24 protein-coding genes are annotated in these 25,003 nt (G+C 69.6%); 15 read left to right on the forward strand and 9 right to left on the reverse strand.

Annotated elements, in window-relative coordinates:
* The first annotated feature begins 10 nt into the window (after window positions 1-10).
* Window positions 11-994, forward strand: coding sequence for a Gfo/Idh/MocA family protein (locus tag OG555_RS32720; protein WP_329476415.1), 984 nt, complete (start codon window positions 11-13; stop codon window positions 992-994).
* Between the two features lie 10 nt (window positions 995-1,004).
* A complete protein-coding gene (locus OG555_RS32725) occupies window positions 1,005-1,997 on the forward strand; it encodes a Gfo/Idh/MocA family protein (RefSeq protein WP_329476416.1) in 993 nt (330 codons plus the stop codon).
* A gap of 368 nt (window positions 1,998-2,365) precedes the next feature.
* Here the strand turns inward: OG555_RS32725 and OG555_RS32730 are convergent, their stop codons facing one another.
* Window positions 2,366-3,274 carry an SDR family oxidoreductase gene (locus tag OG555_RS32730; protein WP_329476417.1) on the reverse strand — a complete coding sequence of 303 codons (909 nt, stop codon included), beginning with the start codon at window positions 3,272-3,274 and terminating at the stop codon, window positions 2,366-2,368.
* Window positions 3,275-3,363: 89 nt separating this feature from the next.
* Between OG555_RS32730 and OG555_RS32735 the strand changes: the two genes are divergently transcribed.
* The gene (locus tag OG555_RS32735; RefSeq protein ID WP_329476418.1) at window positions 3,364-3,927 is read left to right on the forward strand and encodes a TetR/AcrR family transcriptional regulator; all 564 of its coding nucleotides are present in this window, start codon (window positions 3,364-3,366) and stop codon (window positions 3,925-3,927) included.
* Here the strand turns inward: OG555_RS32735 and OG555_RS32740 are convergent.
* Window positions 3,917-5,158, reverse strand: a complete 1,242-nt coding sequence (locus OG555_RS32740) for a low temperature requirement protein A (protein WP_329476419.1) — start codon at window positions 5,156-5,158, stop codon at window positions 3,917-3,919. The genes OG555_RS32735 and OG555_RS32740 overlap by 11 nt on opposite strands.
* Window positions 5,159-5,326: 168 nt before the next feature.
* On the opposite strand from OG555_RS32740, the gene OG555_RS32745 reads away from it, so the two are divergent.
* From OG555_RS32745 to OG555_RS32760, 4 genes are read left to right on the forward strand one after another with little or no spacing between them, the layout of a single operon-like run.
* Window positions 5,327-6,079 (forward strand): SDR family oxidoreductase, encoded by a 753-nt coding sequence (locus OG555_RS32745; protein ID WP_329476420.1) that lies wholly within the window; start codon window positions 5,327-5,329, stop codon window positions 6,077-6,079.
* A complete protein-coding gene (locus OG555_RS32750) occupies window positions 6,076-6,315 on the forward strand; it encodes a hypothetical protein (protein WP_329476421.1) in 240 nt (79 codons plus the stop codon). Before OG555_RS32745 ends, OG555_RS32750 begins: the two co-directional genes overlap by 4 nt.
* A 15-nt stretch (window positions 6,316-6,330) precedes the next feature.
* Window positions 6,331-7,215: an RNA polymerase sigma-70 factor gene (locus OG555_RS32755; RefSeq protein ID WP_329476422.1), complete on the forward strand. Its 885-nt coding sequence runs from the start codon at window positions 6,331-6,333 to the stop codon at window positions 7,213-7,215.
* Between the two features lie 16 nt (window positions 7,216-7,231).
* Window positions 7,232-7,603 (forward strand): hypothetical protein, encoded by a 372-nt coding sequence (locus OG555_RS32760; protein WP_329476423.1) that lies wholly within the window; start codon window positions 7,232-7,234, stop codon window positions 7,601-7,603.
* Between the two features lie 2 nt (window positions 7,604-7,605).
* Here the strand turns inward: OG555_RS32760 and OG555_RS32765 are convergent, their stop codons facing one another.
* Complete coding sequence (locus OG555_RS32765; protein ID WP_329476424.1) at window positions 7,606-7,965, reverse strand: ArsR/SmtB family transcription factor; 360 nt, start codon at window positions 7,963-7,965, stop codon at window positions 7,606-7,608.
* Window positions 7,966-8,082: 117 nt separating this feature from the next.
* Here OG555_RS32765 and OG555_RS32770 point away from each other — a divergent pair, with 117 nt between their 5' ends.
* Both OG555_RS32770 and OG555_RS32775 read left to right on the forward strand, forming a co-directional pair.
* Window positions 8,083-9,147 carry an LLM class flavin-dependent oxidoreductase gene (locus tag OG555_RS32770; RefSeq protein ID WP_329476425.1) on the forward strand — a complete coding sequence of 355 codons (1,065 nt, stop codon included), beginning with the start codon at window positions 8,083-8,085 and terminating at the stop codon, window positions 9,145-9,147.
* Window positions 9,147-9,827: an NADPH-dependent F420 reductase gene (locus OG555_RS32775; protein ID WP_329476426.1), complete on the forward strand. Its 681-nt coding sequence runs from the start codon at window positions 9,147-9,149 to the stop codon at window positions 9,825-9,827. The genes OG555_RS32770 and OG555_RS32775 overlap by 1 nt, the downstream gene beginning before the upstream one ends.
* A 20-nt stretch (window positions 9,828-9,847) precedes the next feature.
* On the opposite strand, the gene OG555_RS32780 is transcribed toward OG555_RS32775, so the two are convergent.
* Window positions 9,848-10,768, reverse strand: a complete 921-nt coding sequence (locus OG555_RS32780) for an EamA family transporter (protein ID WP_329476427.1) — start codon at window positions 10,766-10,768, stop codon at window positions 9,848-9,850.
* Between the two features lie 82 nt (window positions 10,769-10,850).
* On the opposite strand from OG555_RS32780, the gene OG555_RS32785 reads away from it, so the two are divergent.
* Window positions 10,851-11,729 (forward strand): LysR family transcriptional regulator, encoded by an 879-nt coding sequence (locus OG555_RS32785; protein ID WP_329476428.1) that lies wholly within the window; start codon window positions 10,851-10,853, stop codon window positions 11,727-11,729.
* Window positions 11,730-11,735: 6 nt separating this feature from the next.
* Here the strand turns inward: OG555_RS32785 and OG555_RS32790 are convergent, their stop codons facing one another.
* Window positions 11,736-13,466: an L-aspartate oxidase gene (locus OG555_RS32790; protein WP_329476429.1), complete on the reverse strand. Its 1,731-nt coding sequence runs from the start codon at window positions 13,464-13,466 to the stop codon at window positions 11,736-11,738.
* Between the two features lie 156 nt (window positions 13,467-13,622).
* Between OG555_RS32790 and OG555_RS32795 the strand changes: the two genes are divergently transcribed.
* Window positions 13,623-14,078, forward strand: a complete 456-nt coding sequence (locus OG555_RS32795) for an alpha/beta fold hydrolase (RefSeq protein ID WP_329476430.1) — start codon at window positions 13,623-13,625, stop codon at window positions 14,076-14,078.
* On the forward strand, window positions 14,015-14,335 hold the full coding sequence (locus tag OG555_RS32800) for an alpha/beta fold hydrolase (protein WP_329484909.1): 321 nt from the start codon (window positions 14,015-14,017) through the stop codon (window positions 14,333-14,335). Before OG555_RS32795 ends, OG555_RS32800 begins: the two co-directional genes overlap by 64 nt.
* Window positions 14,336-14,379: 44 nt before the next feature.
* Here the strand turns inward: OG555_RS32800 and OG555_RS32805 are convergent, their stop codons facing one another.
* The gene (locus tag OG555_RS32805; RefSeq protein ID WP_329476431.1) at window positions 14,380-14,943 is read right to left on the reverse strand and encodes a GNAT family N-acetyltransferase; all 564 of its coding nucleotides are present in this window, start codon (window positions 14,941-14,943) and stop codon (window positions 14,380-14,382) included.
* 174 nt (window positions 14,944-15,117) lie between these two features.
* Here OG555_RS32805 and OG555_RS32810 point away from each other — a divergent pair, with 174 nt between their 5' ends.
* The 3 genes from OG555_RS32810 (at window position 15,118) to OG555_RS32820 (ending at window position 20,025) form a co-directional block, all read left to right on the forward strand.
* On the forward strand, window positions 15,118-15,735 hold the full coding sequence (locus OG555_RS32810) for a sigma-70 family RNA polymerase sigma factor (RefSeq protein WP_329476432.1): 618 nt from the start codon (window positions 15,118-15,120) through the stop codon (window positions 15,733-15,735).
* A gap of 151 nt (window positions 15,736-15,886) precedes the next feature.
* Window positions 15,887-18,574 (forward strand): ATP-binding protein, encoded by a 2,688-nt coding sequence (locus OG555_RS32815; protein WP_329476433.1) that lies wholly within the window; start codon window positions 15,887-15,889, stop codon window positions 18,572-18,574.
* 65 nt (window positions 18,575-18,639) lie between these two features.
* On the forward strand, window positions 18,640-20,025 hold the full coding sequence (locus OG555_RS32820; protein WP_329476434.1) for an NAD(P)/FAD-dependent oxidoreductase: 1,386 nt from the start codon (window positions 18,640-18,642) through the stop codon (window positions 20,023-20,025).
* Here OG555_RS32820 and OG555_RS32825 read toward each other — a convergent pair.
* From OG555_RS32825 to OG555_RS32835, 3 genes are all read right to left on the reverse strand, one after another.
* Window positions 20,003-21,343 (reverse strand): peroxidase family protein, encoded by a 1,341-nt coding sequence (locus OG555_RS32825; protein WP_329476435.1) that lies wholly within the window; start codon window positions 21,341-21,343, stop codon window positions 20,003-20,005. The two genes, OG555_RS32820 and OG555_RS32825, sit on opposite strands and share 23 nt — an antisense overlap.
* Window positions 21,344-21,504: 161 nt before the next feature.
* Window positions 21,505-23,478, reverse strand: a complete 1,974-nt coding sequence (locus OG555_RS32830; RefSeq protein WP_329476436.1) for a heparinase II/III domain-containing protein — start codon at window positions 23,476-23,478, stop codon at window positions 21,505-21,507.
* A gap of 54 nt (window positions 23,479-23,532) precedes the next feature.
* Window positions 23,533-24,960, reverse strand: a complete 1,428-nt coding sequence (locus OG555_RS32835; RefSeq protein WP_329476437.1) for an MFS transporter — start codon at window positions 24,958-24,960, stop codon at window positions 23,533-23,535.
* Window positions 24,961-25,003 lie beyond the last annotated feature (43 nt).

Consider the following 25,003-nt stretch of genomic DNA (forward strand, 5'->3'; position numbering starts at 1 on the left):
GAGGAGGACCATGGTGTCCAAACCGCTCAAGATCGCGACCTTGAGTTTCTGGCACGTGCACGCGGGCGACTACTCCAGGCAGGCGCAACAGCATCCGGGTACGGACCTGGTGGCCGTCTGGGACGACGACGCCCAGCGCGGCCAGGACGCGGCCGACCAGTTCGGTGTGGAGTTCACCGGCGACCTCGATGCGCTGCTCGCCCGTGACGACCTCGACGGTGTCGCGATCACCACTCCGACCAACGAGCATCGCGACGTGATGCTGAAGGTGGCCCGGGCCGGGAAGCACATCTTCACCGAGAAGGTGCTCGCACCTACCGTGGCCGAGGCCGAGGAGATCATCGCGGCGACCGATGCCGCCGGCGTGAAGCTGATCGTCTCGCTGCCGCGGCTCTACCACGGCTATACCCAGGCGATCACAGAGGTGATCGACAGCGGGCAGCTGGGGACGCTGACCTACGGCCGGGTCCGGCTCTCGCATGACGGCGCGATTCCGCGCGACGGTGTCGCCGGCTGGTTGCCGCAGCGGTTCTTCGAGCCGACGACCGCGATCGGCGGCGCGCTGACCGACCTTGGCTGTCACCCGGTGTACCTGACCCAGCTGTTCCTCGGCGCACAGCCGGACACGGTGAGTGCGACGTACCGGTCGATCGCCGAACGCGGCCTGGAAGACAACGCTGTCGTGGTCGTCGGGTACGCCGACCAGAAGATCGGTGTGATCGAGGCAGGGTTCGCCAGCCGGAACCCGTTCACGATCGAGCTCTTCGGTACCGAAGGCACGCTCACCTACACCGACGACGGCAATGTCCTGACGGTGAACGGCGAGCAGGTGCCGGTGCCTGACCACGGCCAGGACGCGTTCGCGCAGTGGGTCGACCACATCAACAACGGCACCCGCGCGGACGAGAACATCGAACGCGCGCTCGAGCTGACCAGGTTGGTCGTGGCCGCGAACGAGGCCGCTGACCAGGGCACGTCCATCGCCTACAGCTGAGGAGACTCTGATGATCAAGGTTGGGCTCATCGGCGGCGGTGGGATCGCGTCCGCCCACATCAAGGGATACCGAGCGCACGCCGACAAGATCGGCATCACCGCGGTCGCGGACGCAGTCGAGCAGACCGCTGCCGCTCGCGGCGAGGAGTTGGGTGCGACGCCGTACACGGATTATCGGCAGATGCTGGCGACCGAGGAACTGGACGCGGTCGACATCTGCCTGCCACATCACCTGCACAAGGATGCGATCGTCGCGGCCGCCGAGGCCGGCAAGCACATCCTGTGTGAGAAGCCGCTCTGCCTCAGCGCGGAGGAAGCCGCGGACGTGCGTAAGGCGGTCACCAAAGCCGGCGTGACGCTGATGTGCGCGCACAACCAGTTGTTCATGCCGACCGTCGCCAAGGCGAAGGAGTTGCTGGACGCCGGGACCATCGGCACGGTCTACGAGGTGCGGACCACCGACAGCTTCTTCAACAACTTCGACCCGAGCTCGATGGGCTGGCGGGCGAGCGCCAAGACGAGCGGTGGCGGCGAGCTCATCGACACCGGGTACCACCCCACCTATCTGATGCTGCACCTCGCCGGCGGGCTGCCGGTCGAGGTCACCGCGATGCTCTCCACGCACCGGTTGAAGTTCATGGAGGGCGAGGACTCCGCGCAAGTCCTGATCAGGTTCGACAACGGTGTCGTCGGACAGATGGTGACCAGCTGGGCCTATCAGCCGGCTGCCTCGACCGAGCGGTTCTCGGCGGTCGGAGAGCTCGGCTCACTGACCAGCGACGGTACGACGCTGTCCTACCGGCTCCGGTCCGGTGAGAGCAAGACGTTCGAGCTGGAGCCGGTCGACACCTTCGTCGCCGAGATCGGACACTTCGCGGACTCGTTGCTCGGCAGGACCCGTCCGATCCACACCGAGGACGAGGGCATCGCCGTACTCGGCATCCTCCTGGCCGCCTACGAGGGATCGCGCACCAAGACGATCGCGCCGGTGCTGAAGGTCTAGGCACTGCGCGGCCGGAAGGCTGCTGCGGACATTCCGGCGGACCGGGCGTTGGGGCCCGGGACAGGAACTGGTGGGCTGGTACATGTCATTCCTTGTCCCGGCCCACCAGAAGGTGTCCAAGCCCTCAAGACTTGGCAAACCGGAGCACCAGTGAGGACGGGTCCCACTCACCCGCGCGCCCAACCCCGGCCCGACCATCCAGCCAGGAAGCCAACCGCCCGGTCAGGAAGCCGCCCAGCCACGAAGCCGGTCGCTTTGTGGAACATCGCTGCCACCGCACATTTATTACCGCAAACCCGATCGCCAGCCCATCCGGCGGTCGGTCGCGCCTGTCAGCGGACCGCCACGAACCTCATCACCAGGTGCTGTTAGGCGGTCCGGAAGTAGAAGTCCTCGGCCAGTTCTTCGAGCAGGCCCGGGTACGTCGGGTGCCAGTCGAGCAGTTCGCTGGTCCGGGCGGCGGACGTCGGGTTGTCGATGCCGGCGAACGGCGCCAGGAAGCCGATGTACTCGGGCGCCTGCTCCGGCGTGACCGACCGGGCGGGTAGATCGAGGCCGCGTCCGATCGCCTCGGCGATCCGGCGGACCTCGATGCCCTCGTCGGCGACGGCGTGCAGCCGGGTGCCGGCCGGGGCGGACTCGAGCGCGAGCCGGTAGAGCCGGGCGGCGTCGATGGTGTGGACCGACGGCCAGCGGTTGGTGCCGTCGCCGACGTACGCCGAGAATCCGTTCCGGCGGGCGAAGGTGATGAAGGCCGGCGCGAAGCCGTGGTGGTCGAGGGTGCTGTGGGTGATCGGTGGCAGCCGCACGACCGAGGTCCGGATCCCCTTGGCGGCCGCGTCGACGACGAAGTTCTCCGTGTCGATGCGGTAGCCGCCGGGCATGGTGTCGTCCTCGGTGCCGGGGCGGTCCAGTCCGGCGCGGCCGAGGAGCCCGGTGCCCGATGTGCCCACGAAGGGCTTGTCCGTGCCGGCCAGGGCGTCGACGATCGCTCGCGCCGCGGCCAGATCGGTTTCGGCCGCGGCGGACAGATCTCCGGTCATCATGGCGTCGTGCCGGAAGGCGAGGTGGATGACGCCGTCGGCGCCCTCGGCCGCGGCGCGCAGACCGTCGAGGTCGTCCAGGTCGCCGCGGACGAACTCGGCGCCCCACTCGGTGAGCCGGGCGGCGGAGGCGTCGGAGCGGGCCAGGCCGACGACCGAGTGGCCGTGCTGCCGGAGATCCGGGACGAGGGCGGAGCCGACATGTCCGGAGGCTCCGGTGATGAACACGCGCATGATGCTGTTCCCTTCAGTGATGTCAGTCAGTGACATCACTATGCTACGGCTCGTGATGTCAGTCAATGACATCAGCTAGGATCGGGCCCATGGGACGGTGGGAGCCAGGCGCGGCGGGCCGGCTGCGCGAGGCGGCGATGGCGTTGTACGCCGAGCGCGGCTACGACCGCACGACCGTCGCCGAGATCGCGGACCGGGCCGGGGTGACCGCGCGGACCTTCTTCCGGCATTTCGCGGACAAGCGCGAGGTGCTGTTCGCCGGCTCCGAGGAGCTCGAGCGACATATGGTCGAGGCGCTGGTCGCTGCTCCGGAGTCGGCGACCCCGATGGAGGCCGTGGCGGCCGCCGTACTGTCGTCCGCCGACTTCTTCGACGATCTCCGCCGGGACTACTCCAGCCGGCGGCAGGCCGTCATCGCCGCGACCCCCGAGCTTCGCGAGCGCGAGCTGATCAAGCTGGCCTCGCTCACCGCGGCGTTCACCGAGGCGCTGCGCAAGCGGGGTGCCGGCGAGGACGTCGCGGCGTTGGCGGCCGAGACCGGTGTCGCGGTCTTCCGGGTCGCGTTCGAGCGCTGGATCGCCGAGCCGGACGGCGTCGGCCTGGCGGACGTGATCCGATCCACGCTGGCGACGCTGTCGGGCCTTACTGCTTGACGCTCTCGTTCCACGAGGCGACGCAGACCAGCAGCACGCAGGTCACCGCCAGTAGCGCGAGGTCGGCCTCCACGCCGATCCACGGAGTCGCGAGGGGGAGCAGCAGGACGACCGCGATACCGGCGAGCGCGGAGCCCAGATGGAACCGCGACGGTTCCGAGATGACCCGGTGTACGGCCCACAGCAGGCCGACGAAGGCGGCGATCGGAATCGCCACGGCGTAGCTCACGGCGGTCGGTGTCAGGTGCAGGTCGTGCCCGGTCTGTTCGACGCTGACCTCGAGGCCGGCCCCGAGGGCTGCCAGCGCGGCGAAGATTCCGTAGTGGCCGTAGCCCCATCGGTACGAGCGGCTCCGGCGCTCCTCCAGCCGTGGACCGGCGGGGTGCAGGAAGTACAACCACCACAGGGCGAACAGGATCACCAGGCCACAGGCCGCGACCAGGATCAGGTCAGCGCTGCCCACGGTCTCCTCGACGGCACGTCGTACGGCGTTCGACGACGCCAGGACCGCCTCGCCGAGCAGGATGATCGTGAACAGGCCGTACCGCTCCGCGATGTGGTGGGGGTGCCAGGTGGTCGACCGGGGCCGCTCGGCCCAGAGGGGAACGCAAAGCTCGAGGATCGCCAGGACGACGAACAGGACGACCAGAGCAGTGTCCGACACTGCGCCGGTGCCGACCAGGTAGAGGCGCCCGAACCAGCCGATCTGCAGGGCTCCGATCCCGATGGCGTAGCGGAACGCCGTACGACGGCGGGGCGGATCCTCGATGCCCGCCCGCAGCCATTGGGTGATCAGCCCGACCCGCATGATCAGGTAGCCAACGGTGATGAGGAGGTAGTCCCCATGATCGGCGGCCGCCGGGACGCCGGCGGCGAGGACCAGGACGCCGGCCATCTGGACCATGGTCAGCAGCCGGTAGGCGACGTCGTCGGTGTCGTACGACGACGCGAACCAGGTGAAGTTCATCCACGCCCACCAGATCGCGAAGAACACCTGCAGGAACGGGATCACCCCGTCGCCGGCGTGACCCTCGGCGATGGTGTGCGCGAACTGGTCTGTGGCCGCCGCGACCGCGACCACGAAGGTCAGGTCGAACAGCAGTTCGAGCTGGCTGGAGACCCGGTGCGGCTCGTCGATCGGCCGCGCGGTCATCCGGACCCGGATCCGGATCCTGGACGGTCCGTCGGCCGGCTCGGCGGCCGGTCCGGGAGCAGGCGCGGCGTCGGGCACAGTGGTCCCCCTCGGAGTGGTTTCGGACTGTCCACTTCTTCAGACAGGACAGCGCTGACGGTTGTGACCAGGGTCTCCGCGGGTTCGCTGTCACAAGCCCGCGGTGTGCCCTGTCTTACCAGGTAACCGGGCGGCAAGGGATGCCGTCGGCAACGAAAGGGTTCTGCGATGAAGATCGTCGTGATCGGCGGCACCGGCCTGATCGGATCGAAGCTGGTGGCCAAGCTCGGGGAGCACGGCCACGAGGCGGTGCCGGCCGCGCCGAGCACCGGCGTGAACACGCTGACCGGCGAAGGCCTGGCCCAGGTGCTGGAGGGCGCCGACGTCGTGATCGACGTGGCCAACTCGCCGTCGTTCGAGGAGAAGGCCGTGATGGAGTTCTTCAAGACCTCCACCGGCAACGTGCTGAAGGCGGAGGCCGAGGCCGGCGTCCGGCACCACGTCGGGATCTCGATCGTCGGCACCGAGCGGCTGCCGGAGAACGGCTACTTCCGGGCCAAGATCGCCCAGGAGGAGCTGATCAAGGCCTCCGGCATTCCCTACTCGCTGGTGCACGCGACGCAGTTCATGGAGTTCGTCGCCGCGATCGCGGACGAGGGGACCTGGGACGACGGCAAGGTCCACATCGCGCCGGTCGCGTGGCAGCCGATCGCGGCCGACGACGTGGCCGCGATCCTCGCCCGGACCGCGATCGGTGCGCCGCTGAACACCCGGATCGACATCGCCGGTCCGGACGAGTACCGGATGGACGAGTTCTTCCGCAAGGCGCTGGCCGCGCGTGGCGACACCCGCGAGGTCGTCACCGACGAGCACGCCCGGTACTTCGGGTCGGAGCTGACCGAGCGCAGCCTGGTGCCGATCGGGGAGGCCACCCTTGGCGAGCTGCACTACGACGCGTGGTACGCGGCGCAGGCGAAATGAGCGGCAGCCAGGACGACCCGGTGCTGCGCGGTCTCGAGGTCGAGGTCGACGCCGATCTCGAGCTGATCGCCGCCAGCGGTGTGGACGAAGCCGATCCCGGTCCGCCCGCCGGATGGCAGTTCGATCCGGAGGAGGTCCAGGAGGAGGAAGTCGAGCTGCGCAGCCTGCGCGGCGCGATCGAAGCGCTCGAGACCGATCACGGCCGCGAGCCGGGCTCGGCCCTATCCTCGGGCTGACAGACGGGTGTGCAGATGGCGGAGACCGGGCCGGCCGGCGATCTGGACGAAGCGGTCAGGATCTTCAACGAGGTGCGTCCGCGCCTGATGGGGATCGCGTACCGGATGCTGGGCAGTCACAGCGAGGCCGAGGACCTGGTGCAGGAGGTCTGGCTGCGCTGGCAGGCCGCCGATCGCAGTGCGGTGGTCAGCCCGGTCGCCTATCTGTCGACCGCCGTGACCAGGCTCGCGATCAACGCGAGCCAGTCCGCGCGGGCCCGGCGCGAGACCTACATCGGCCCTTGGCTGCCCGAGCCGGTCGACACCAGCGCCGACCCGACGCTGGGTGCCGAGCGCGGGGAGGCGTTGAGCTTCGCGGTCATGCTCGTGCTCGAACGACTCTCGCCGACCGAGCGGGCGGCGTACATTCTGCGCGAGGCGTTCGACTACCCGTACGACGAGCTCGCCGCCATCCTGCAGTCGACGGAGCCGGCAGTCCGGCAGCTCGTCAGCCGGGCCCGCAAGCGGATCCGGGCGGAACGCCGTACCGAGATCAGTGGCAGTCAGCAGCGGACGTTGCTGACTGCGTTCGTCAACGCGGCACGGTCGGGTGATCTCGCGGCGCTCGAACGGTTGCTGGCCAAGGACGCGATCAGTTACTCCGACGGTGGCGGCGCAGCTCGGGCGTCACGGTTCCCGGTCGTCGGTGCGCTGCGGGTCGCGAAGTACCACCGGGCGTTCGCCACGCGCTTCTGGGCCGGCGTCGACGTGGAGTTCGGTATGGCGAACGGCCGGTCGATCGCGATGCTGCAACGCGATGGCGAGGTGTTCGCGGCACTCACGGTCACCGCGTCGGACGACGGGATCGACCAGGTGCTGTGGATGATGAACCCCGCGAAGCTCACCGCCGTACCCGCCTGACCCTGTTGGAGGAGATGTGAGCTTCCGACCGAGGCGGGGAGACGAGGCGGTCGTCCATCGGTTCGCGACCGCCTGCGGCGCGGGCAGCGTCGGTGCGATCCGGAGCCTGCTCGCCGCGGAGGTGGTCGTGGTGAGCGACGGCGGCGGGAAGGTCGCGGCCGCGCTGAGTCCGGTGCGGGGCGCCGATGCGGTCGCTCGCTGCGTCACCGAGTTGCTGAGTGCTGAGCCTGGTACGGCGCTGAGCGTCGAAGCGGTGAACGGCCAGGCCGGCGTCGTACTGCGCAGGGCCGGGCAGGTCATGGCCGTGGTGAGTCTCAGTGTCACGGGCGCGAAGGTCGCGGCGGTCTGGATCGTGCTGAACCCGGACAAGCTCCGGCACTGGGTGTGAGGTCAGCTATCGAGGTGGGTGCGTAGCGCGTCGAGGTTGCCGTCCCAGTCGCGGGCCATCGCGGCTAGGAACTGCTGGGCGACCTGCATCGGCGCCGAGCGAAGCCGGTAGCGCACGCGGCGGCGCTCGCCGTGTTCGGCTGTCACCAGACCGGCCTCCGACAGCAGGGTGAGATGCTTCGCGATCGCCTGGCGGGTGATCGGCAGCCGCTCGGCCAGATCGGTGGCCGTGGCCGGGCCGCCGGCGGCGAGGGTCGCCAGGATATTGCGCCGGCTCGGATCCGCGAGGGCGACGAAGACGTGTTCCGCGATCGCCTCGGCCTCGGGCGCGACCAGGCGCTCGGTGCGATCGGGAAAGCCCACGGGTCCTCCGGAGGTGACGAGCATTGCAACCATGTGGTTGCTTCAAACTATAGCCTCCCTGGTCCGGGAATGCGGCCCGGGTCTTGCCGTGTTGACATGTCAACCTAGTATTTTGATGTGGCGAACAGATGGGAGCAGGACATGGCCGACCTCGTGTTCGGACTCGACACCTTCGGGGACATCCCGGAAGGTGACGACGGCGCACCGATCACGGACGCGGCGGCGATCCGGCAGGTGGTTCGGGAGGCGGTCCTCGCCGACGACCTCGGCGTCGACGCGATCGCGCTCGGCGAGCACCACCGGCCGGAGTACTCGATCTCCACACCGGAGACCGTGCTGGCCGGGATCGCGTCGCTCACCCAGCGGATCAAGCTCGGGTCCGGCGTGACGGTGCTGAGCTCGGACGATCCGGTCCGGGTGTTCCAGCGCTTCTCGACCGTGGACGCACTGTCGAACGGGCGGGCCGAGGTCATCCTCGGGCGCGGCTCGTTCACCGAGTCCTTCCCGCTGTTCGGCTACGACCTGGCCGACTACGACGTCCTCTTCGAGGAGAAGCTGCAGCTGTTCTCCCGGCTGCTCGACGAGAAGCCGGTCACCTGGAGCGGTACTACCCGGGCCGCCCTCGACAACGCCGACGTCTATCCCAAGACCGAGTCCGGTCACTTGAAGACGTGGGTCGGGGTCGGCGGATCACCGCAGTCCGTCGTGCGTACGGCGTACTACGGGCTGCCGCTGATGCTCGCGATCATCGGTGGTGCGCCGGACCGGTTCGCGCCGTACCTGGATCTCTACAGGAAGGCGGCCGAGCAGTTCGGGACGACCGCGCAGGAGATCGGGATGCACTCGCCGGGCTTCATCGCCGACACCGATGAGGAGGCCCGCGAGGTGTTCTACCCGCGGTACAAGGTGATGCGGGACCGGATCGGGGCACTGCGTGGCTGGCCGCCGATCCGCCGCGAGGAGTTCGACTCGGAGGTCGAGCACGGCTCGATGTACGTCGGTTCGCCGGAGACCGTGGCACGCCGGATCGCCGCGGCGGTGCAGAGTCTCGGGGTGGGTCGGTTCGACCTCATCTACTCCGCCGGACCGGTGCCGGTCAGTGCTCGGCTGAAGACGGTCGAGTTGTACGGCGCGAAGGTGATCCCGATGGTTCGCGAGATTCTGGCCGAACAGGAGAACTGATGACGATCGCCATCCTCGGCGCCGGGAAGGTCGGCACCGTGCTCGCGCGGCTCGCGGTCGCGGCCGGCTACCGGGTGCTGATCGCGGGATCTGGTGAGGTGTCGAAGATCGCGCTGATCGTCGAGATCGTGACGCCCGGCGCGATCTCGACCACCGCGGCCGAGGCGGTCGCGGAAGCCGATGTGGTGATCCTGGCGCTGCCGCTCGGGAAGTACCGCACGATCCCGGCCGGGGCCTTGCGCGGGAAGCTCGTGATCGACGCGATGAACTACTGGTGGGAGGTCGACGGCATCCGCGACGACCTGACCGACCCGCGCACGTCGTCCAGCGAACTCGTCCAGGCCTTCCTGCCGGACTCGCGCGTGGTCAAAGCCTTCAATCACATGGGCTACCACGACCTGGAGGAAGGCGCCCGCCCGTCCGGATCGCCCGACCGCAAGGCGATCGCGATCGCCGGTGAGCCCGGTGACGCGGCCGAGGTCGCGACGATCGTCGACGCCCTCGGCTTCGACCCGGTCATCGCCGGCCCGCTCGCGGAAGGCGTCCGCCTGGAGCCCCACACCGACATGTTCGGTGCGAACGTCGGAGCCGCCGAAGTCCGCACCCTGCTGGAGCGCTTCCCGGACTCCCCGCGCGGCAAGGCGGTCGCGGAAGCCCGCACCGCCGAAACCGCAGCGTAGCCCGCGACGGCACCGAGCTGTCAGGCGCATTCCTGCTGGCTCAGGGGCTGTCGCTGACCTTGACCGTCAACTACGCCGGTCGGCTGATCCGGCTGCATGGCGACTGAGCGTCGGCTGTGGGCTCGCTCGGCGCCCATGCCGGCGGCGACGACGCCGGCGATGCCGACGGCTTGCAGGAGGCCGGGGGACTGGCTGAGGAAGATCCAGCCGATGAGCAGGGCGAGAGCTGGTTCGAGGCTCATCAGCGTGCCGAAGACACCGGCGTCGAGGCGGCGGAGGGCGAGGTACTCCAGGGTGAACGGCACCACCGGTAGCAGCAGCGCCAGGCCGAACCCGATGGCGACGAGCTGCCAGGTCATCACCGGGATCGTGCTCGGGCCCGCGACGATGGTCGCGACGAGGGCGGCAACCGGAATGGACACGCCCATGCCCTGCAGACCGGTCACGTTGTCGCCGACATGCTGGGTGAGCAGGATGTACGCCGCCCAGCACGCGGCCGCGCCGAGTGCGAACAGGACGCCGAGGCCGTCGACCGAACCGTGCCACGGCTGGGTCAGCAGCATCACTCCGACAAAGGCCAGCGCGGGCCAGATGAGCCGGCCGCGACTGCGCAGTACTGCGACGGTCAGCGGGCCGAGGAACTCCAGCGCGCTCGCGGTGCCGAGCGGGAGCCGTGCCACCGCGGCCATGAACAGCAGCGTCACGCCACCTGTCGCGACGCCGAGGCCGACCGCGGCCAGGAACGAGTTGCGGTCGAACGAGCTGGGGCGGGGTCGGAACAGCACGAGCACGATCAGCGCCGCGCACGCCAGGCGCAACCACGCGGCCCCCTCGGGACCGACCCGGTCGAAGAGGCTGACGGAGGTGGCGAGACCGAGCTGGACCATCGTCATCGACAAGACGGCGAAGGCCACTCCGGTGCGGCTGTCACGCGTGCTCATGAACCCAGTGAAGCTCGCGAATCCGTTCGCGTCCACGTGATTATCGTGGACAGATCGTTCGGGATTGCTGAACAATGAGAGCATGGATGTACGCCGCCTCGAGCTGCTGCTGGCCCTGTCGCGCCAGGGGTCGATGCATGCGGTTTCCGAGACCCTCGGCGTGACCACCTCGACCGTCTCGCAGCAGATCGCCGCACTGGCCAAGGAGGTCGGTACGCCGCTGCTCGAGCCCGACGGCCGCCGGGTCCGGCTCACCCCGGCCGGTCGCCGGCTCGCCGGTCACGCCGTAGAGATCCTGGCCGCGCACGAGGCGGCGCGGGCCGATCTCGACCCGTCGGCCGAGCCGGCCGGGACAGTCCGCATCGCCGCGTTCCACACCGTGATCCGGGACACCCTGTTGCCCGTCGTCCACCGGTTGGCCTCCGATCACCCAGCGGTGCGGCTGGAGATCCAGGAGCAGGAGCCCGTCGAGGCCCGGGCCATGCTCGAGCGGGACGAGGTCGACCTCGTGGTGAGCTACGACTACAACCTGGCCCCCGCGCCGCACGACCCCGCGTTGGTGGTGACCCCGCTGTGGGAGCGCAGCTGGAGCCTCGCGGTCCTTACGCGGTCCCGGCGTACGACGGGACCGGCGGCCGACGTGGTCGCGGCGTTCGCCGACAGCGACTGGATCGTCAACTCCCGCGACAGCGGAGACGAGCAGGTCGTCCGCACGCTCGCCGCCCTGGCCGGCTTCGAACCCCGCATCACCCACCGCGCCGACAGCCTCAGCCTGGTCCAGGAGATGATCACCGCCGGCCTGGGCGTCGCCCTGCTGTTCGCCGACTACCCGAAAACCACCGGCATCTCCCTGCGCCGCCTCCGCGACCCCGAACCCAGCATGCGAGCCCACGCCCTGACCCGCCGCGGCCGCGACGCCTGGCCCCCACTCGCGCTGCTCCTCACCCTCTTGGCAGCTTGAGGCCTGTCACTCGACCAGCTTGCCGTCGGACGAGACGTGGCGCATCAGGGTGCGGAACTCGTCGGGGATCGGTGGGATCGGCTCGTGCTCGATCGATCCGGGGCCGGACCACACGAGGTTGACCTGGAGGGATTCGTCGAGGTCGGGGTAGTCGGAGCGGTTGTGGCAGCCGCGGGATTCGCGGCGTTCGAGAGCTGCGTCGAGGGTGGCGCGGGCGGCCATGGCGGAGGCCTTCAGGTCGAACGCGTGGGCCAGGTCCTGGAAGCCGGCGATGTCGGGATGGACGCCCATCCGGGTCATCCGATCCTCGATGTCGGTGAGCTCCGACAGTCCCGCCAGCAGCCCGGTCTCATCGCGTACGACGCCGGCCCGGGCGGTCATCGTGTCGCGGAGCGCCCGTTGAAGGGCGCGGACGTTCTCCGGGCCGTCGTTCGCCAGGAGGGCATCGACTTCCGCGCGTGCGTCGGCGACGGCCTCCGCGGATCGCTGCTGGGACTGCCGGCCGATCGAGTACTTCGCCGCCTCCTCCGCGACGATCCGGCCGAAGACCAGGAGCTCGATCAGTGAGTTGCCGCCCAGCCGGTTCGCTCCGTGCAGCCCACTCGCCGCCTCGCCGATCGCGTACAGCCCGTCGATGCCCGTGCCGTGGTCCTCCGGCCGGACCCACACCCCGCCCATCGAGTAGTGCGCGGTCGGGGCGATCTCGATCGGCTGCTTGGTGATGTCGAGCATCTGGAGCTCGAGCAGGGTCTGATAGACGCGGGGGAGCCGGCGCATGATTGTCTCGCGCGGGAGGTGTGACACGTCGAGCCAGACCCCGCCGTTCGGTGTACCGCGGCCTTCCTTGATCTCCGTGTACTCGGCGAGCGCGACCCGGTCCCGGGTGGACAGTTCCATCCGCTCGGCGTCGTACCGCGTCATGAACCGCTCGCCCAGGGCGTTGCGGAGCTGGCCGCCTTCGCCGCGGGCGGCTTCGGAGACCAGCGTGCCGGCGGCGTTCTCGGGCTCGATCAGGCCGGACGGGTGGAACTGGACGAGCTCGGGGTCGCGGATCCGGCCGCCGGCCTGGACGGCGAGGCGGAACGAGTCACCCGTGTTCTCGTCCCGGCGAGACGACGTACGGCGCCAGATCCGGGTGTGACCGCCCGCGGCGAGGATGACCGCGTCGGCGTGGATGACGTAGCGCCGCCCGGTGGTCAGGTCGAACCCGTACGCGCCGAACACCGCGTTGTCCCGGACGAGAATCCGCGTGACGTAGACCGTGTCGAGGATCGGGACGCCGAGCTGGACGGCGCGGTTGATCAGCGTGCGCTGGATCTCCAGGCCGGTGTAGTCGCCGGCGAACGCGGTCCGGCGGTAGGTGTGCGCGCCGAAGAAGCGCTGCGAGATCCGCCCGTCCGTCTCGCGGGCGAACGGCATGCCGTAGCTCTCCAGGTCGGCGATGCCGCGGGCCGCGCCCTCGGTGACGATCCGGACCGTGACCGGGTTCGCCAGCAGGTAGCTCTCCTGCAGTGTGTCGGCGGCGTGCTGCTGCCAGGTGTCCTCCGGGTCCATCGTGGCGAGCGCCGCGTTGATCCCGCCGGCCGCCAGCGAGGTGTGCGCGTCCGAGCGCGGCCGCTTGCCCAGTGCAAGGACTTCGACGCCCTGCTCGGCCAGCTCGATCGCGGCCCGCAGGCCGCCGCCACCGGTGCCGATCACCAGGACGGAGGTGGCGATCTGCTGTTCGGCGATACTCATCTGATCTCCCTTGTCGGCTCGCGGCGTACTCACCAACTAGGACAGACCACGGTGGCGATCTGTGACTGTCTCGCCGGTCACAAACCTGCTGTCCGGCTCGTCACAACCTGCCGGGCTGTCCGGTCCTTCTTGGTGACCCGAGAGAAGGAGAACCTCATGAACGAACAGAGCCCGGTCGTGGTGCTGGTCCACGGCGCGTTCGCCGAGTCCGCGAGCTGGAACGGCGTCGTCGAGCGGTTGCAGGCACGGTCGATCGACGTCGTCACGGCCCCGAACCCGTTGCGCAGCCTCGACGGTGACGCGGCGTACGTGCGCGACGTCATCGCCGGCATCGGCCGGCCGGTGGTCCTGGTCGCGCATTCGTACGGCGGCATGGTGATCACCGAGGCGGCTGCGGAGAACCCGGCGGTGAAGGCGCTGGTGTACGTGTGTGCGTTCGCGCCTGACCAGGGGGAGAACGCCTTCGGGCTCTCGGTCCAGTTCCCCGGCAGCACGCTCGGGGACGCTCTCGACACCTACCCGTCAGCACCGGGGGCAACGATCTCCGGATCAAGCCCGCCCTGTTCAACCACCAGTTCTGCGCGGATGTCCCGGCCGAGCAGGCAGCCGTGATGGCCGCGACCCAGCGGCCGGCCACCGACGTGGCGCTGACCGGCAACCTGGTGACCGCGTCGCCCGCTTGGAAGACGATCCCGTCCTGGTTCGTCTTCAGCGACGAGGACCTCAACATCCCGGTCGCTCTGCACCGCTTCATGGCCGAGCGCGCCGGTGCGAAAGACATCCGCGAGGTCGCCGGTGCGTCGCACGCGCTCAGCGTCTCCGCCCCCGAGCCGGTCACCGCCGCCATCCTGGACGCCCTGTCCGCCTGACGCAGTGGTGGTCTCCGGCCCTGCGGTCGGAGACCGTCAGTGCGTCACCCGCGATCGGCCGGTTCCTCGGTCTCACAGATCTCGCAGTAGGCCAGATCGTCGTGCCGGATGCGGTAGAGCTCGAGCTTCTGCTGGTGATACTGGTCGGTCTCGCCGATCCACTCCATGCCGATCCGCCGAGCGGTGGCGACGGCCCGGTCGTTCCCGGGCGAGACGAGCGCGAACACCTCCTGGACCCCACCCCGGTGCAGCGCCCAGCGCGCCACCGCGTCCCCGGCCTCGGTCGCGTACCCGTGGCCCCAAGCCGGCCGCGCGAGCTGCCAGCCGAGCTCGAGGTCTTCCCACGGCGCGAGCCGGAGCACCGCCGCGCCGCCGACGATCTCCCGGGTGTCACGGCGTTCGACGGCCCAGTGGCTGACCGGCGCCACATCCTGGTCCTGCCACTTGCGCAGTACGTCGTGCCTGGTCTGGACGTCCGGAACCCACGCCATGGCCGGAGTGAGCCAGCGAGTCACCTCCTCATCGCCGTAGATGGCCAGCGCGTCCGACGCGTCGGTATCACGCCAAGGCCTGAGCAGCAGTCGTTCGGTCTCGATGGTGGGGTTCATGTCACGCTCCACGGCTGGGGATGGGCCGGCACTGGTATGACCGCGTACGTCGATCTGCTGTGACACCCCACGAACCACAGGGGGAACCACGCACTCGACCACGGACTCTCCATGGCGCGGTGCGCTGCCGGCCCGGCGAGGGTGGGAGAAGCCCCCAGTGGAGGAGTCCGGATCATGAGTACGTCGACGGCTGGTGTGGATGAATTCGTGCAGGTACGACCGCGGCTGCTCCGGATCGCGCGCCGGATTGTCGGCAATCCGCACGAGGCCGAGGAGTTGGTGCAGGAGGTGTGGCTGCGATGGCAGCGCACCGATCGGTCGGCCGTCGCGGATCCGGGGGCGTTCCTGGCGACCACGGTCTGCCGGCTCGCGATCAACCTGGTGCAGTCGGCCCGGCGGCGGCACGAATTCTCGGTCGGGCCGTGGTTGCCCGAGGAGAGTGTGGCGGGTGGGGTGGATCCGCAGAGTCTGGCGGAGCAGCAGGAGGCGTTCGACGACGCCGTACGGCTGTTGCTGGAGCGGTTGTCGCCGGCCGAGCGAGCGACCTACGTACTACGGGAAGGCTTCGAGTACCCGTATCGGCAGATCGCGGAGACGTTGCGGATCGGCGCGCCCAACGCGCGGCAACTGGTGAAGCGGGCCCGGGACCGGCTGTCGTCCGACCGGTGCCATCCAGTCAGCCCGGCTGCGCACCGAAGGTTCCGGCACGCGTTGGTCTCGGCGTCGCGCGCAGGTGAACTGGCCGACCTCGAACACCTCCTCGCCGCCGACCTCGCCCGGACGGCCTGCTGACCAATCTGGCGCTATTGCGACACTGCAGAGTTCTACCGCGCATCAGGCCTTGGGCTCTAGCCTCTGATGAGGTGGTGGAGCCATGGCGATTGGTGGACCGGCGCCCGAGCTACGCGGGCGGCGAACGGAGTGTAATCGGCTGGATCAGGTGGTGTCCGGCGTGCGCTCCGGCGACGGCCAGGTGCTGATCGTCCGAGGTGAGGCGGGCATCGGGAAGTCCGCTCTGCTCGAGTATCTGGTCGGGCAGGCCGACGGCTGCCGCGTCGCACGAGCGGCCGGCGTCGAGGCCGAGATGGAGCTCCCGTTCGCCGGTCTGCATCAGTTGTGTGCTCCGATGCTGAGCCTGGGGGACCACCTGCCGCGCCCGCAGCGGGACGCGCTGGCAGTCGCGTTCGGGCTCGAGTTCGGTGGTCCGCCGGACCGGTTCCTGGTCGGTGCGGCCGCGTTGAGTCTGTTGTCGGCGGCCTCCGACAGCCGGCCGCTGCTGTGCGTCATCGACGACGCGCAGTGGCTGGATCAGGCGTCGGCCCAGGCGCTGACCTTCGTCGGTCGCCGCTTGTTCGCCGACCGCATCGGCCTCGTGTTCGCCGTCCGCGAGCCGGTGACCGGGCCGGAGTGGCGCGGCTTCCCCGAGCTGCCGGTCGGTGGGCTGACCGACCGGCACGCCGGGGCTCTCCTCGACGCGGTGGTCCCCGGCCGGTTGGACGAGCACGTCCGGGATCGGATCGTCTCCGAGACCAGAGGCAATCCGCTGGCGCTGCTGGAGTTGCCGAGCGGGCTGACCGCGGGTGAGTTGGCGGGTGGATTCGAGCGGCCGGACGCTCGCCCGTTGGCGAGTCAGATCGAGCAGAACTTCACTCGCCGGGTGCAGGCACTCCCGTTGGATACGCAGCGGTTGCTGCTGACCGCGGCCGCCGAGCCGATCGGCGACGTACCGCTGCTGCTTCGGGCGCTGGCGGTCCTGGACGTGCCGATGAGCGCGGCCGCACCCGCTGAGGCCGCGGGCCTGATCGAGCTCGGCGCGCGGGTCCGCTTCCGCCATCCGCTGGTCCGGTCGGCGACGTACCGCGCGGCGGATCCCGTCGATCGCCGCCAGGCGCATCAAGCCCTCGCCGACGCGACCGACCCGGATCTCGATCCCGACCGCCGAGCCTGGCATCGCGCGAACGGCGCGGACGGCCCCGACGAGGACGTCGCCGCCGAACTGGTCAGCTCCGCGGACCGGGCACAGCGCCGCGGTGGCGTCGCGGCGACAGCAGCGTTTCTCCAGCGGGCGACCGAGCTGACCCCGGACCCGTCCACTCGGGCGATCCGCGCTCTCGCCGCCGCGCAGGCGACACTGCGGGCCGGCGCGTTCGAGATCGCGCTGCGGCTGCTCGTTACCGCCGTCGAGGGTCCGATGAACGGCCTGCACCAGGCACGGGTGGAACTCCTCCGCGCCCAGATCGCCTTCGCTTCGGGCCATGGGCGCGAGTCGGGGCCGCTCTTGCTGGCGGCGGCCCGCCGCCTCGAACCGCTGGACCCCGGCCTGGCCCGCGAGACCTATATCGAGGCGATCGTGGCCGCGCAGTTCGCGGGGCGGTTCGGCCGGACCTCAGGACCGGGTGGCTCCGACGCACTCGCCGAGGCAGCGGTGGCGGCCCGGGCCGCGCCGACACCGGATCGGCGCCGCAAACATGACGTCCTGCTGGACGGTGTCGCGGTGTTGTTCACCGACGGGTACCCCGACGCAGTGCCGCTTGCCCGGGAGGTGATCCGGTTGTTCTCCAGCACGAACGGCACGCCGGATCAAGACGATATGCGGTGGCTCTGGCACGCGGAGCTGCTGGCAGTCGACCTCTGGGACGACGAGGGCTGGGACGCCTTGACCTCCCGGCACGTGCGGATCGCCCGCCGGCTCGGCGACCTCAACGAACTCCTGCTGGTCCTGAACCACCGAGTGCACCTCAGCCTGTTCACCGGCGACCTCGCCGCGGCCGGCTCGCTGGTCGCGGAGATCAACAACATCAATGACGCGACCGGCGCGGACCTGACGCCGTACGGCGCGATGAGCCTGGCGGCCTGGCGTGGGCGCGAGGACGGGGCCACGGCCGTGATCGCCGCTGGTATGGACGATGCGACGAACCGCGGCGAAGGCGGTGGGCTGAGCACCTGTCACCTGGCGAACGCCGTCCTGTTCAACGGCCTCGCGAAGTACGGGGACGCACTCGCGGCGGCCCGGGAGGCGACGGCTTATCCGGTCGAGTACGGCGTGGCGAACTGGGCGCTGCCCGAACTGGTCGAAGCGGCGGCTCGCACCGGCCGGCCGGAGCTTGCGGTCGACGGGCTGAAGCTGCAGGGGGAGATCGCGACGTCCTCGGGCACGGAGTGGGGTCTCGGCCTGCTGGCCCGGTCGCAGGCCCTGCTGGCCAGGGGCCGGCAGGCGGAATCGGCGTACCAGGAGGCGATCGAGCGTCTAGGCCGGACTCGGATGCGGATGGACCTTGCCCGGGCTCAGCTGCTGTACGGCGAGTGGCTCCGGCGGGAGGGACGGCGACAAGACGCACGCGTCCAGCTGCGGACGGCGTACAAGCTGTTCGCGACGGCCGGTGCCGACGCCTTCGCCGACCGCGCGAGCCGCGAGCTGACAGCCACCGGAGAGACGGTCGGAGAGCGCACCGGCCGCGCCGCCGATGCGTTGACCGCACAGGAGGCGCGCATCGCCGAGCTCGCCGGCGCGGGGCTGACCAATGCCGAGATAGGTGCGCAGATCTTCCTCAGCCAGCACACTGTCGAGTGGCATCTCCGCAAGGTCTTCCAGAAGCTCGGCATCACGTCCCGCAAGCAGCTTCGCCCTTGATACGTCACAACCCACGCGGCTGGGTTGTCTTCAACTACAGAGTCTCGACCAGAGAGAGGACACCCGTGCGCAGGATCCTGGTGGTCGGTGGTGGGTACGCCGGTTTTTACACGGCGTGGAAGCTCGAGAAGAAGCTCAAGCGTGGTGAGGCCGAGGTGGTTGTGGTCGATCCGCGGCCGTACATGACCTATCAGCCCTTCCTTCCCGAGGTGGTCTCGGGATCGGTCGAGGCACGCCACGCCGCGGTCTCGTTGCGTCGCAACCTCGACCGGACCCGCATTGTCTCCGGCTCGGTCACCGCGATCGAGCACGCCCAGCGGAAGGTCACGGTGCGGCCGACCCAGGGGCCCGACTTCGAGCTTGAGTACGACGTCCTCGTGGTGACCGCGGGCGCGGTGACCCGGACCTTCGACGTACCCGGCGTGGCCGAGCGGGCGATCGGGATGAAGCACGTCGAGGAGGCGGTCGCGATTCGGGACCGGCTGCTGACGGCGTTCGACGAGGCGTCCTGTCTCGAGCCCGGTCCGGCGCGGCGTCGATTGTTGACAATCACCTTCGTCGGCGGCGGCTTCTCCGGCGTGGAAGGGTTCGGTGAGCTGTTGTCGCTGGCCACCGCCTTGCTCAAGCGCTATCCGGAGCTGTCCGAGAGCGACCTCGCCTTCCACCTGGTCGAGGCGACCGGCCGGATCCTGCCCGAGGTCACCGATCAGCCCGGCCGGTGGGTGGTCTCGATGCTCGAGCGGCGCGGTGCGCAGGTCCACCTGAGCTGCACGCTGACGTCGGCCGAAGACGGGCACGTCGTGCTGTCGGACGGGACCGAGTTCGACTCGGAGCTGATCGTCTGGACCGCCGGCAACGCGGCGACCCGGCTGCTGCGCAACCACACCGACCTTCCGCATACGCCGCGCGGACTGGTCCAGGTCCGGGCCGACCTGCGGATCGGCACCGACACGGATCCGGTGCCCGACGCCTGGGCGGCCGGCGACGACGCCGCCGTACCGGATCTGGCGTCGCCGACCGAAGGCGCGTTCACGGTGCCAAACGCGCAGAACGCCGTCCGGCAGGGGAAGTTGCTGGCGAAGAACCTGGTGCGGACTATGCGTGGACGCGAGCCGAAGCAGTACGTGCATCACAGCCTTGGCGCTGTGGCGACGCTGGGGTTGGGGAAGGGCATCTTCCAGTACCGCCGGCTCGTCATCAAGGGCTTCCTCGCGTGGCTGATGCACCGCGGGTACCACGTCCTTGCGGTCCCGACGTGGGACCGCAAGGTGCGCGTCTTCGCGATCTGGCTGGCCGCTGTCTTCTATGGCCGGGACATCGTGTCGCTGGCCTCGGTCCAGCGTCCGCGTGATGCGTTCACGTCCGCGGTCGACGCTGCGGCGCTCAGTTCTCGTCAGGCCAGTTCGGGGGAGCCCAAGTCGGGTGAGCTCAGTTCGACTCGCCCGGGATGAGGAGGTCGGTCAGGTCGAACACCGGGCCGGCGGCGGGCAGGGTCGGCTCCCAGTCCGGCTCGAGGCTCAGGTAGCTGGCCGGGTCGGCGCGGAGCAGACCGATCAGGACCTCCGCCACGATCCGGCCGCCGAGTGGGCCGAGCCGGTCGCCGCCGCCGAGGTGCTCGGATTCTTTAAGGATGTAGAACCATAGCGGGGTGCCGTCCGGCCAGCCGTCCACAGTGAGCGGCGGTACGCCGATGTACTTGGCGAGCGCCTCACCGCTCGGCAGGCCGGTGGTGTCGCCGCGGAGCAGGTCGCGCACTGCCAGGGACCGGTAGGCGGCGGTGTCGACCACGCCGGTGACCTGCTCGGGGAGGCCGATGAGGCTCGCGGCGAGCCGGCCGTCGAGGCGCTTCGCGCGCTGCGCGGGTGGTCGGCCAGGTACGTCGAAGACCTGCGTCAGGTCCAGTCGCCGACCGGCGCTCGGCGGCCCGAAGCCGACCAGATCGGGGAACAGTGGCAACTCCGGTCCGCCGTCGACGAGCCGGTACGTGTGCCGGATCTGACCGTGGCCGTAGCGGAAGGCCGCGTCGGCGAACTCCAGCGGGATGTAGGCCTTCATCGGCTCGGGCGCGAACCAGCGGCCGCCCTTGGCGAGAACTTCCTCGACCAGGTCCGGCCCGACGAGCCGCGGCAGGAAGTCGTGGACCGCGATCCACTGGTAGTGCCAGGTGAGCGTGGTACGGGCCTTCTCGAAGACGTCGCTCTCGGGTACGCCGTTCGCCCGAAGATTGTCGACGATCCGATTGTGTGCACGCAGCAGCGCGACATGCAGAGTCAGGGTGAACAGGTGTACGTCGTTGCGCGGGTCACCGATCAGTGCCACGCCCTGCTGGTTGCGCGGTACGTCGTACCCGTCGGGGCCGAGCAGGAACTTGGCCGGGTCGTGGACGTCGAACAGGTACGGCGAGCCGACCGGGCCGTCCGAGTACATGATCTCCAGGTTGAGCTTCGGCGACCGCGCGTTCCGCAGCGCGTCGGGATCGACGCCGCCGGTGATGGGGGAGCGGTCCGCGGTGATGTCGTGGGCGATGATCTGCCCGAAGAACGGCCACCCGGCAGCCTCGGTCGCGTCGTCGCCGTCGCTGCTCCGGTCGAGTTCGGCGGCGGCGTCGCAGATCCCGCCGTCACCACCCGCCCGCATCAGCACCTGCGGGTCGGTGCCCAACGGCTCCAGGCCCGCGAACATCCGCCCGTACCGCGCCCCACCAGTCGGCCGATCCACCGCCCGCGCCGCACTGAGACAGTGATCCCGCGCCGCCGGATGACTACTCATCCCAAACCTCCCGTACACCGACCGCCGTGCGCGGCCCACACCAGAACAAGACAGCACAGACGCTCCTCCTGTGACCGGTCAGGAATCAAGAAGCACGCCACCGCGGTCCGTCACCAGCGTGATGGCCATGACGACGACAGCAAGATCCGGCCCGGGCGCAGTCAGCTGATCCGCGTGAGGCGGCCGTCCGGTAGCACTCGGATGGTGGTCTTTCGCCGGCCGACGGTGAGATCGACGAAGAACATCGTGCCGACGGTGCGGCTGGTGAACGCGACCGGCTCGCCGGTGCCGGCCGGCACGACGGCGGACAGGATCGTGGCACTCGCCGCGTTCCGGTTGAACTTGACCACGGGAGCCGGCAGCCGGTGGAAGATGTCCGGGAAGTACCAGCCCTGCACCGGATCCTGCTGACCCTGCGCGACGGTGATGGCATCGGCGGGCAACTGTTGTCTGTAAGGGATCTGCAGCAGATAGGTCTTCGTGCGATCGCCAGGTTTGGCGGCGACGGCCGTGGTCGGCGACTGCACCGTCACCTTCTGGTCCGGTGCGAGGTGCCACAACGTCTCGTACCGCTGGTCGGTGGCCGACTGCCCACGGTCCAAGGTGACGATCAGATCAGGATCCTTCAGCACGAGCACGTCCCGAGTCCGCTGCACACCCGGCGCCGGGCTGTCGGTCAACGTGTAGTACTCCGAGGTCGGTGCGATCGCCGCCCGGACCAGCCGCGTCTCCACCGAGGCGGTGTTCGCCGACGGGATCGTCATCACGTTGTGGGCGGCCTGGCTCTTGGTCCAGGCCTGCCACTTGTCGAGCTGATACCCCGAGTGGCCGGGATCGATCAGGATGTCCCGGCCGCGCGAGGTGTAGGTGATCGACATGTGGTCGTCGTGCCCGTGATACCGGCGGCCCGGGCCGAACCGGATGCTGTACGTCGATTCCTGCGTGAACGGCCGGGTCTCGCCCCAGCCGGTCCGCCCGAACACGTAGCCGGCATCGAAGACCGCGGTCCGCTCGGTCGGTTTCGTACCGCTCCGTCCGAGCGTCGCGGCGTACTCCAGGGCGGTGCCGGTGGCGCCCTGAGGCGTCTGGCGTACGGCGTCGCCGACCTGCTGGAGTTCGCCCGTGGACTTGGTGGCGAGGGCCAGCCACTCCGCCAGCGCGCGGCGCCGCTCGTCGATGACCCGTCCTGGATCGGCGCCGCAGCGCTTGAGGGCCGTGGTCGCGCGGCCCCACAACTGGTAGTTGAACATGGCGTACCCGACCGACTGCTCGTTCGTCGAGCCCTGCGGGTCGATGGCTGTCGTGATCGCCTCGGTCAGTCGTTCGACCGCGCGACTCTTCAGATCTGCTCGCTTGAGCGTGCAGCCGACGCCGAACATCGCGATGCTCTCGTCCGTCCCGTGGTTCGACGGTCCGCCCCAGTTGTCGGTCATGAACTGGGCATGATCGAGCAGCGACTGATCCAGCCACGCGTACTGCGCGGGCAGTGAGCGGACATGCAGTCCCGCGAGCACGGCCTGGCGAGCACAGATCAGCACATTGGTGCGGTGCATCGTGGCCTCCCAGGCGCCGACATCGCCCTTCCACGAGTACGGGTTGTCGCGGACCCAGTCGTGGATGATCGCCATCACGTGCGTCAGGGCTTTCCGGTCGCCGTTCGTGGCGGCCTTGATGCCCCGGCCCAGCCAGCGCAGCGAATGCAGCCACATGTACCAGCTCGGCTTGTGGTACGGGTCGGAGCGCCAGTTGACGTCGCCCGAGCCGTCACCGACCTGGTACGGCGGATCGTCGCCCCAGACGAAGGTGTCCTGCAGGACCATCGACACCGGGACCTTCGACTCGATGCCGCTGTAGCCGGGGCACTCGTACGTCCCGGTCACGGCCACCGGCGTCGACGGCGGGGGAGCGGCGGGGGTGTCGACGCCCGGGATCGGCTCGGTCGAGGCCGGGTCGCTCGGGACCGGGAGACTCGGGGCCGGGCCGAGTGGTGCGGTGGCGGCCGCCGTCGTGCTGCGCTGCCGGGTGCTCGGCATCAGCACGGTCACCGCGCCGGCGAACGCGACCGCGCACACCAGCACACACACGACCGTGAGCGCGACAGTGGTGCCCCACCGTCTGGTCCGCTGCGCAGCCACCCCAGTCCCCCCATGTTCGGCCCGCGATACCCCGGATCATCCCGGCCGGCGTCGTCACGATGAAAGACGCGATCGGGTACTCACAACGTTGCATGTGCGGACCAGACCACTAGGTTCCTGGTTGGCGAGCGATTGTTCAAGCCCCGTGCTCGCTGTGGCGAGCGTGGTCAGGAACAGCGTGATCGTGGTGGCGGCGGACGCGACGATCACGCAGGTGACGAAGCCGGTGGTGAAGCTGTGCGTGGTACCGAGGAGTGGGCCGAAGATGGCGACACCGACCGCCGCGCCGATCTGGCGGGAGGTATTGAAGGCTGCGGACGCGGCGCCGTGCAGGGCGGGCTCGACGGCGGCGATCGACTGTGAGGTCATGGTGGGCACGAGCAGACCCGAGCTGAAGCCGGCCGGCAGGAGGGCAAGCACCAGCGGCCACAGCGCCGAGGTTGTGCCCGCCCAGGCCAGGGCGAGGAGTGCGATCGCCAGGACAGCCTGGCCGACGCTCAGGACGGTCGCTCGGCCGAAGCGCTGCGCGAGCGGGGTTGAGCAGAGGCTGCCGATCGAGATCAGCCCCGTCAGCGGCAGGAACAGCAGACCGGTGGCGAGCGCGCTGAGTCCGCGGCCTTGCTGGAGCATCAGGCTCAGCGCGAACAGCACGCCGTAGAAGGCGAAATTGAACAACGCGCCCTGTACGGCGGTGACGGCGAAGCCGCGATCGGTGTAGATGCCGGGCGGCAGCAGCGGTTCGGGGATGGACCGCTCGACCCAGACAAAGCCGACCAGCCCGCCGACGGTCAGCGCGGCGGCGGTGATGACCGCGGGATGCCGGCCGAGCGCCGGTGCCTCGATCAGCGCGAACACCAGTCCACCGATCAGTACAGTGGCGGTGCCCATGCCAGCGACGTCGAGCCGCCGGCGTCGACGTACGACGGAAGGCATCGAGAGCAGACTCCACACGACGGCCGGGATCCCGATGACCACGTTGACGGCGAAGACGGCCCGCCAGTTCGCGAGCGCGACGAGCGCGCCACCCAGCAACGGCCCGGCCGCCATGCCGACGCCACCGGCCGCGGCCCACCAACTGACGAGGCGATGCCGCGTGTGCTCGTCGGTCGCGGACGCGGTCGCGAGTACGAGCGCGCTCGGCAGGAGCAGCGCGGCACCGGCGCCCTGGACGAGCCGCGCGAGGTTGAGCATCAGCATCGAGGTGGCGACCGCGCAGACCGCCGACGACGCGGTGAAGACGGTCAGGCCCGCGACGAAGGCCCGCTTCGCGCCGAGGGTGTCCGTGATCGCGCCGGCGCCGAGCATCACCGCGGCGAAGGAGAGCGTGTAGGCGTTGACGGCCCACTCGAGTTCGGCACGGGAGGCGTGCAGGTGGGTGGCGAGCTGGGCCAGGGTGACGTTCACGATCGTGCCGTCGACGAAGACCATGAAGGCCGCGATCAGCGCGAGTCCCGCCACACCCCGGCGATGTTCGACAGTCATGAAACAACTGTAAACCAGTGTTTGACCACCGTCGAACAGTATC

The organism is Kribbella sp. NBC_01484 (assembly GCF_036227145.1).
Lineage (GTDB): Bacteria > Actinomycetota > Actinomycetes > Propionibacteriales > Kribbellaceae > Kribbella.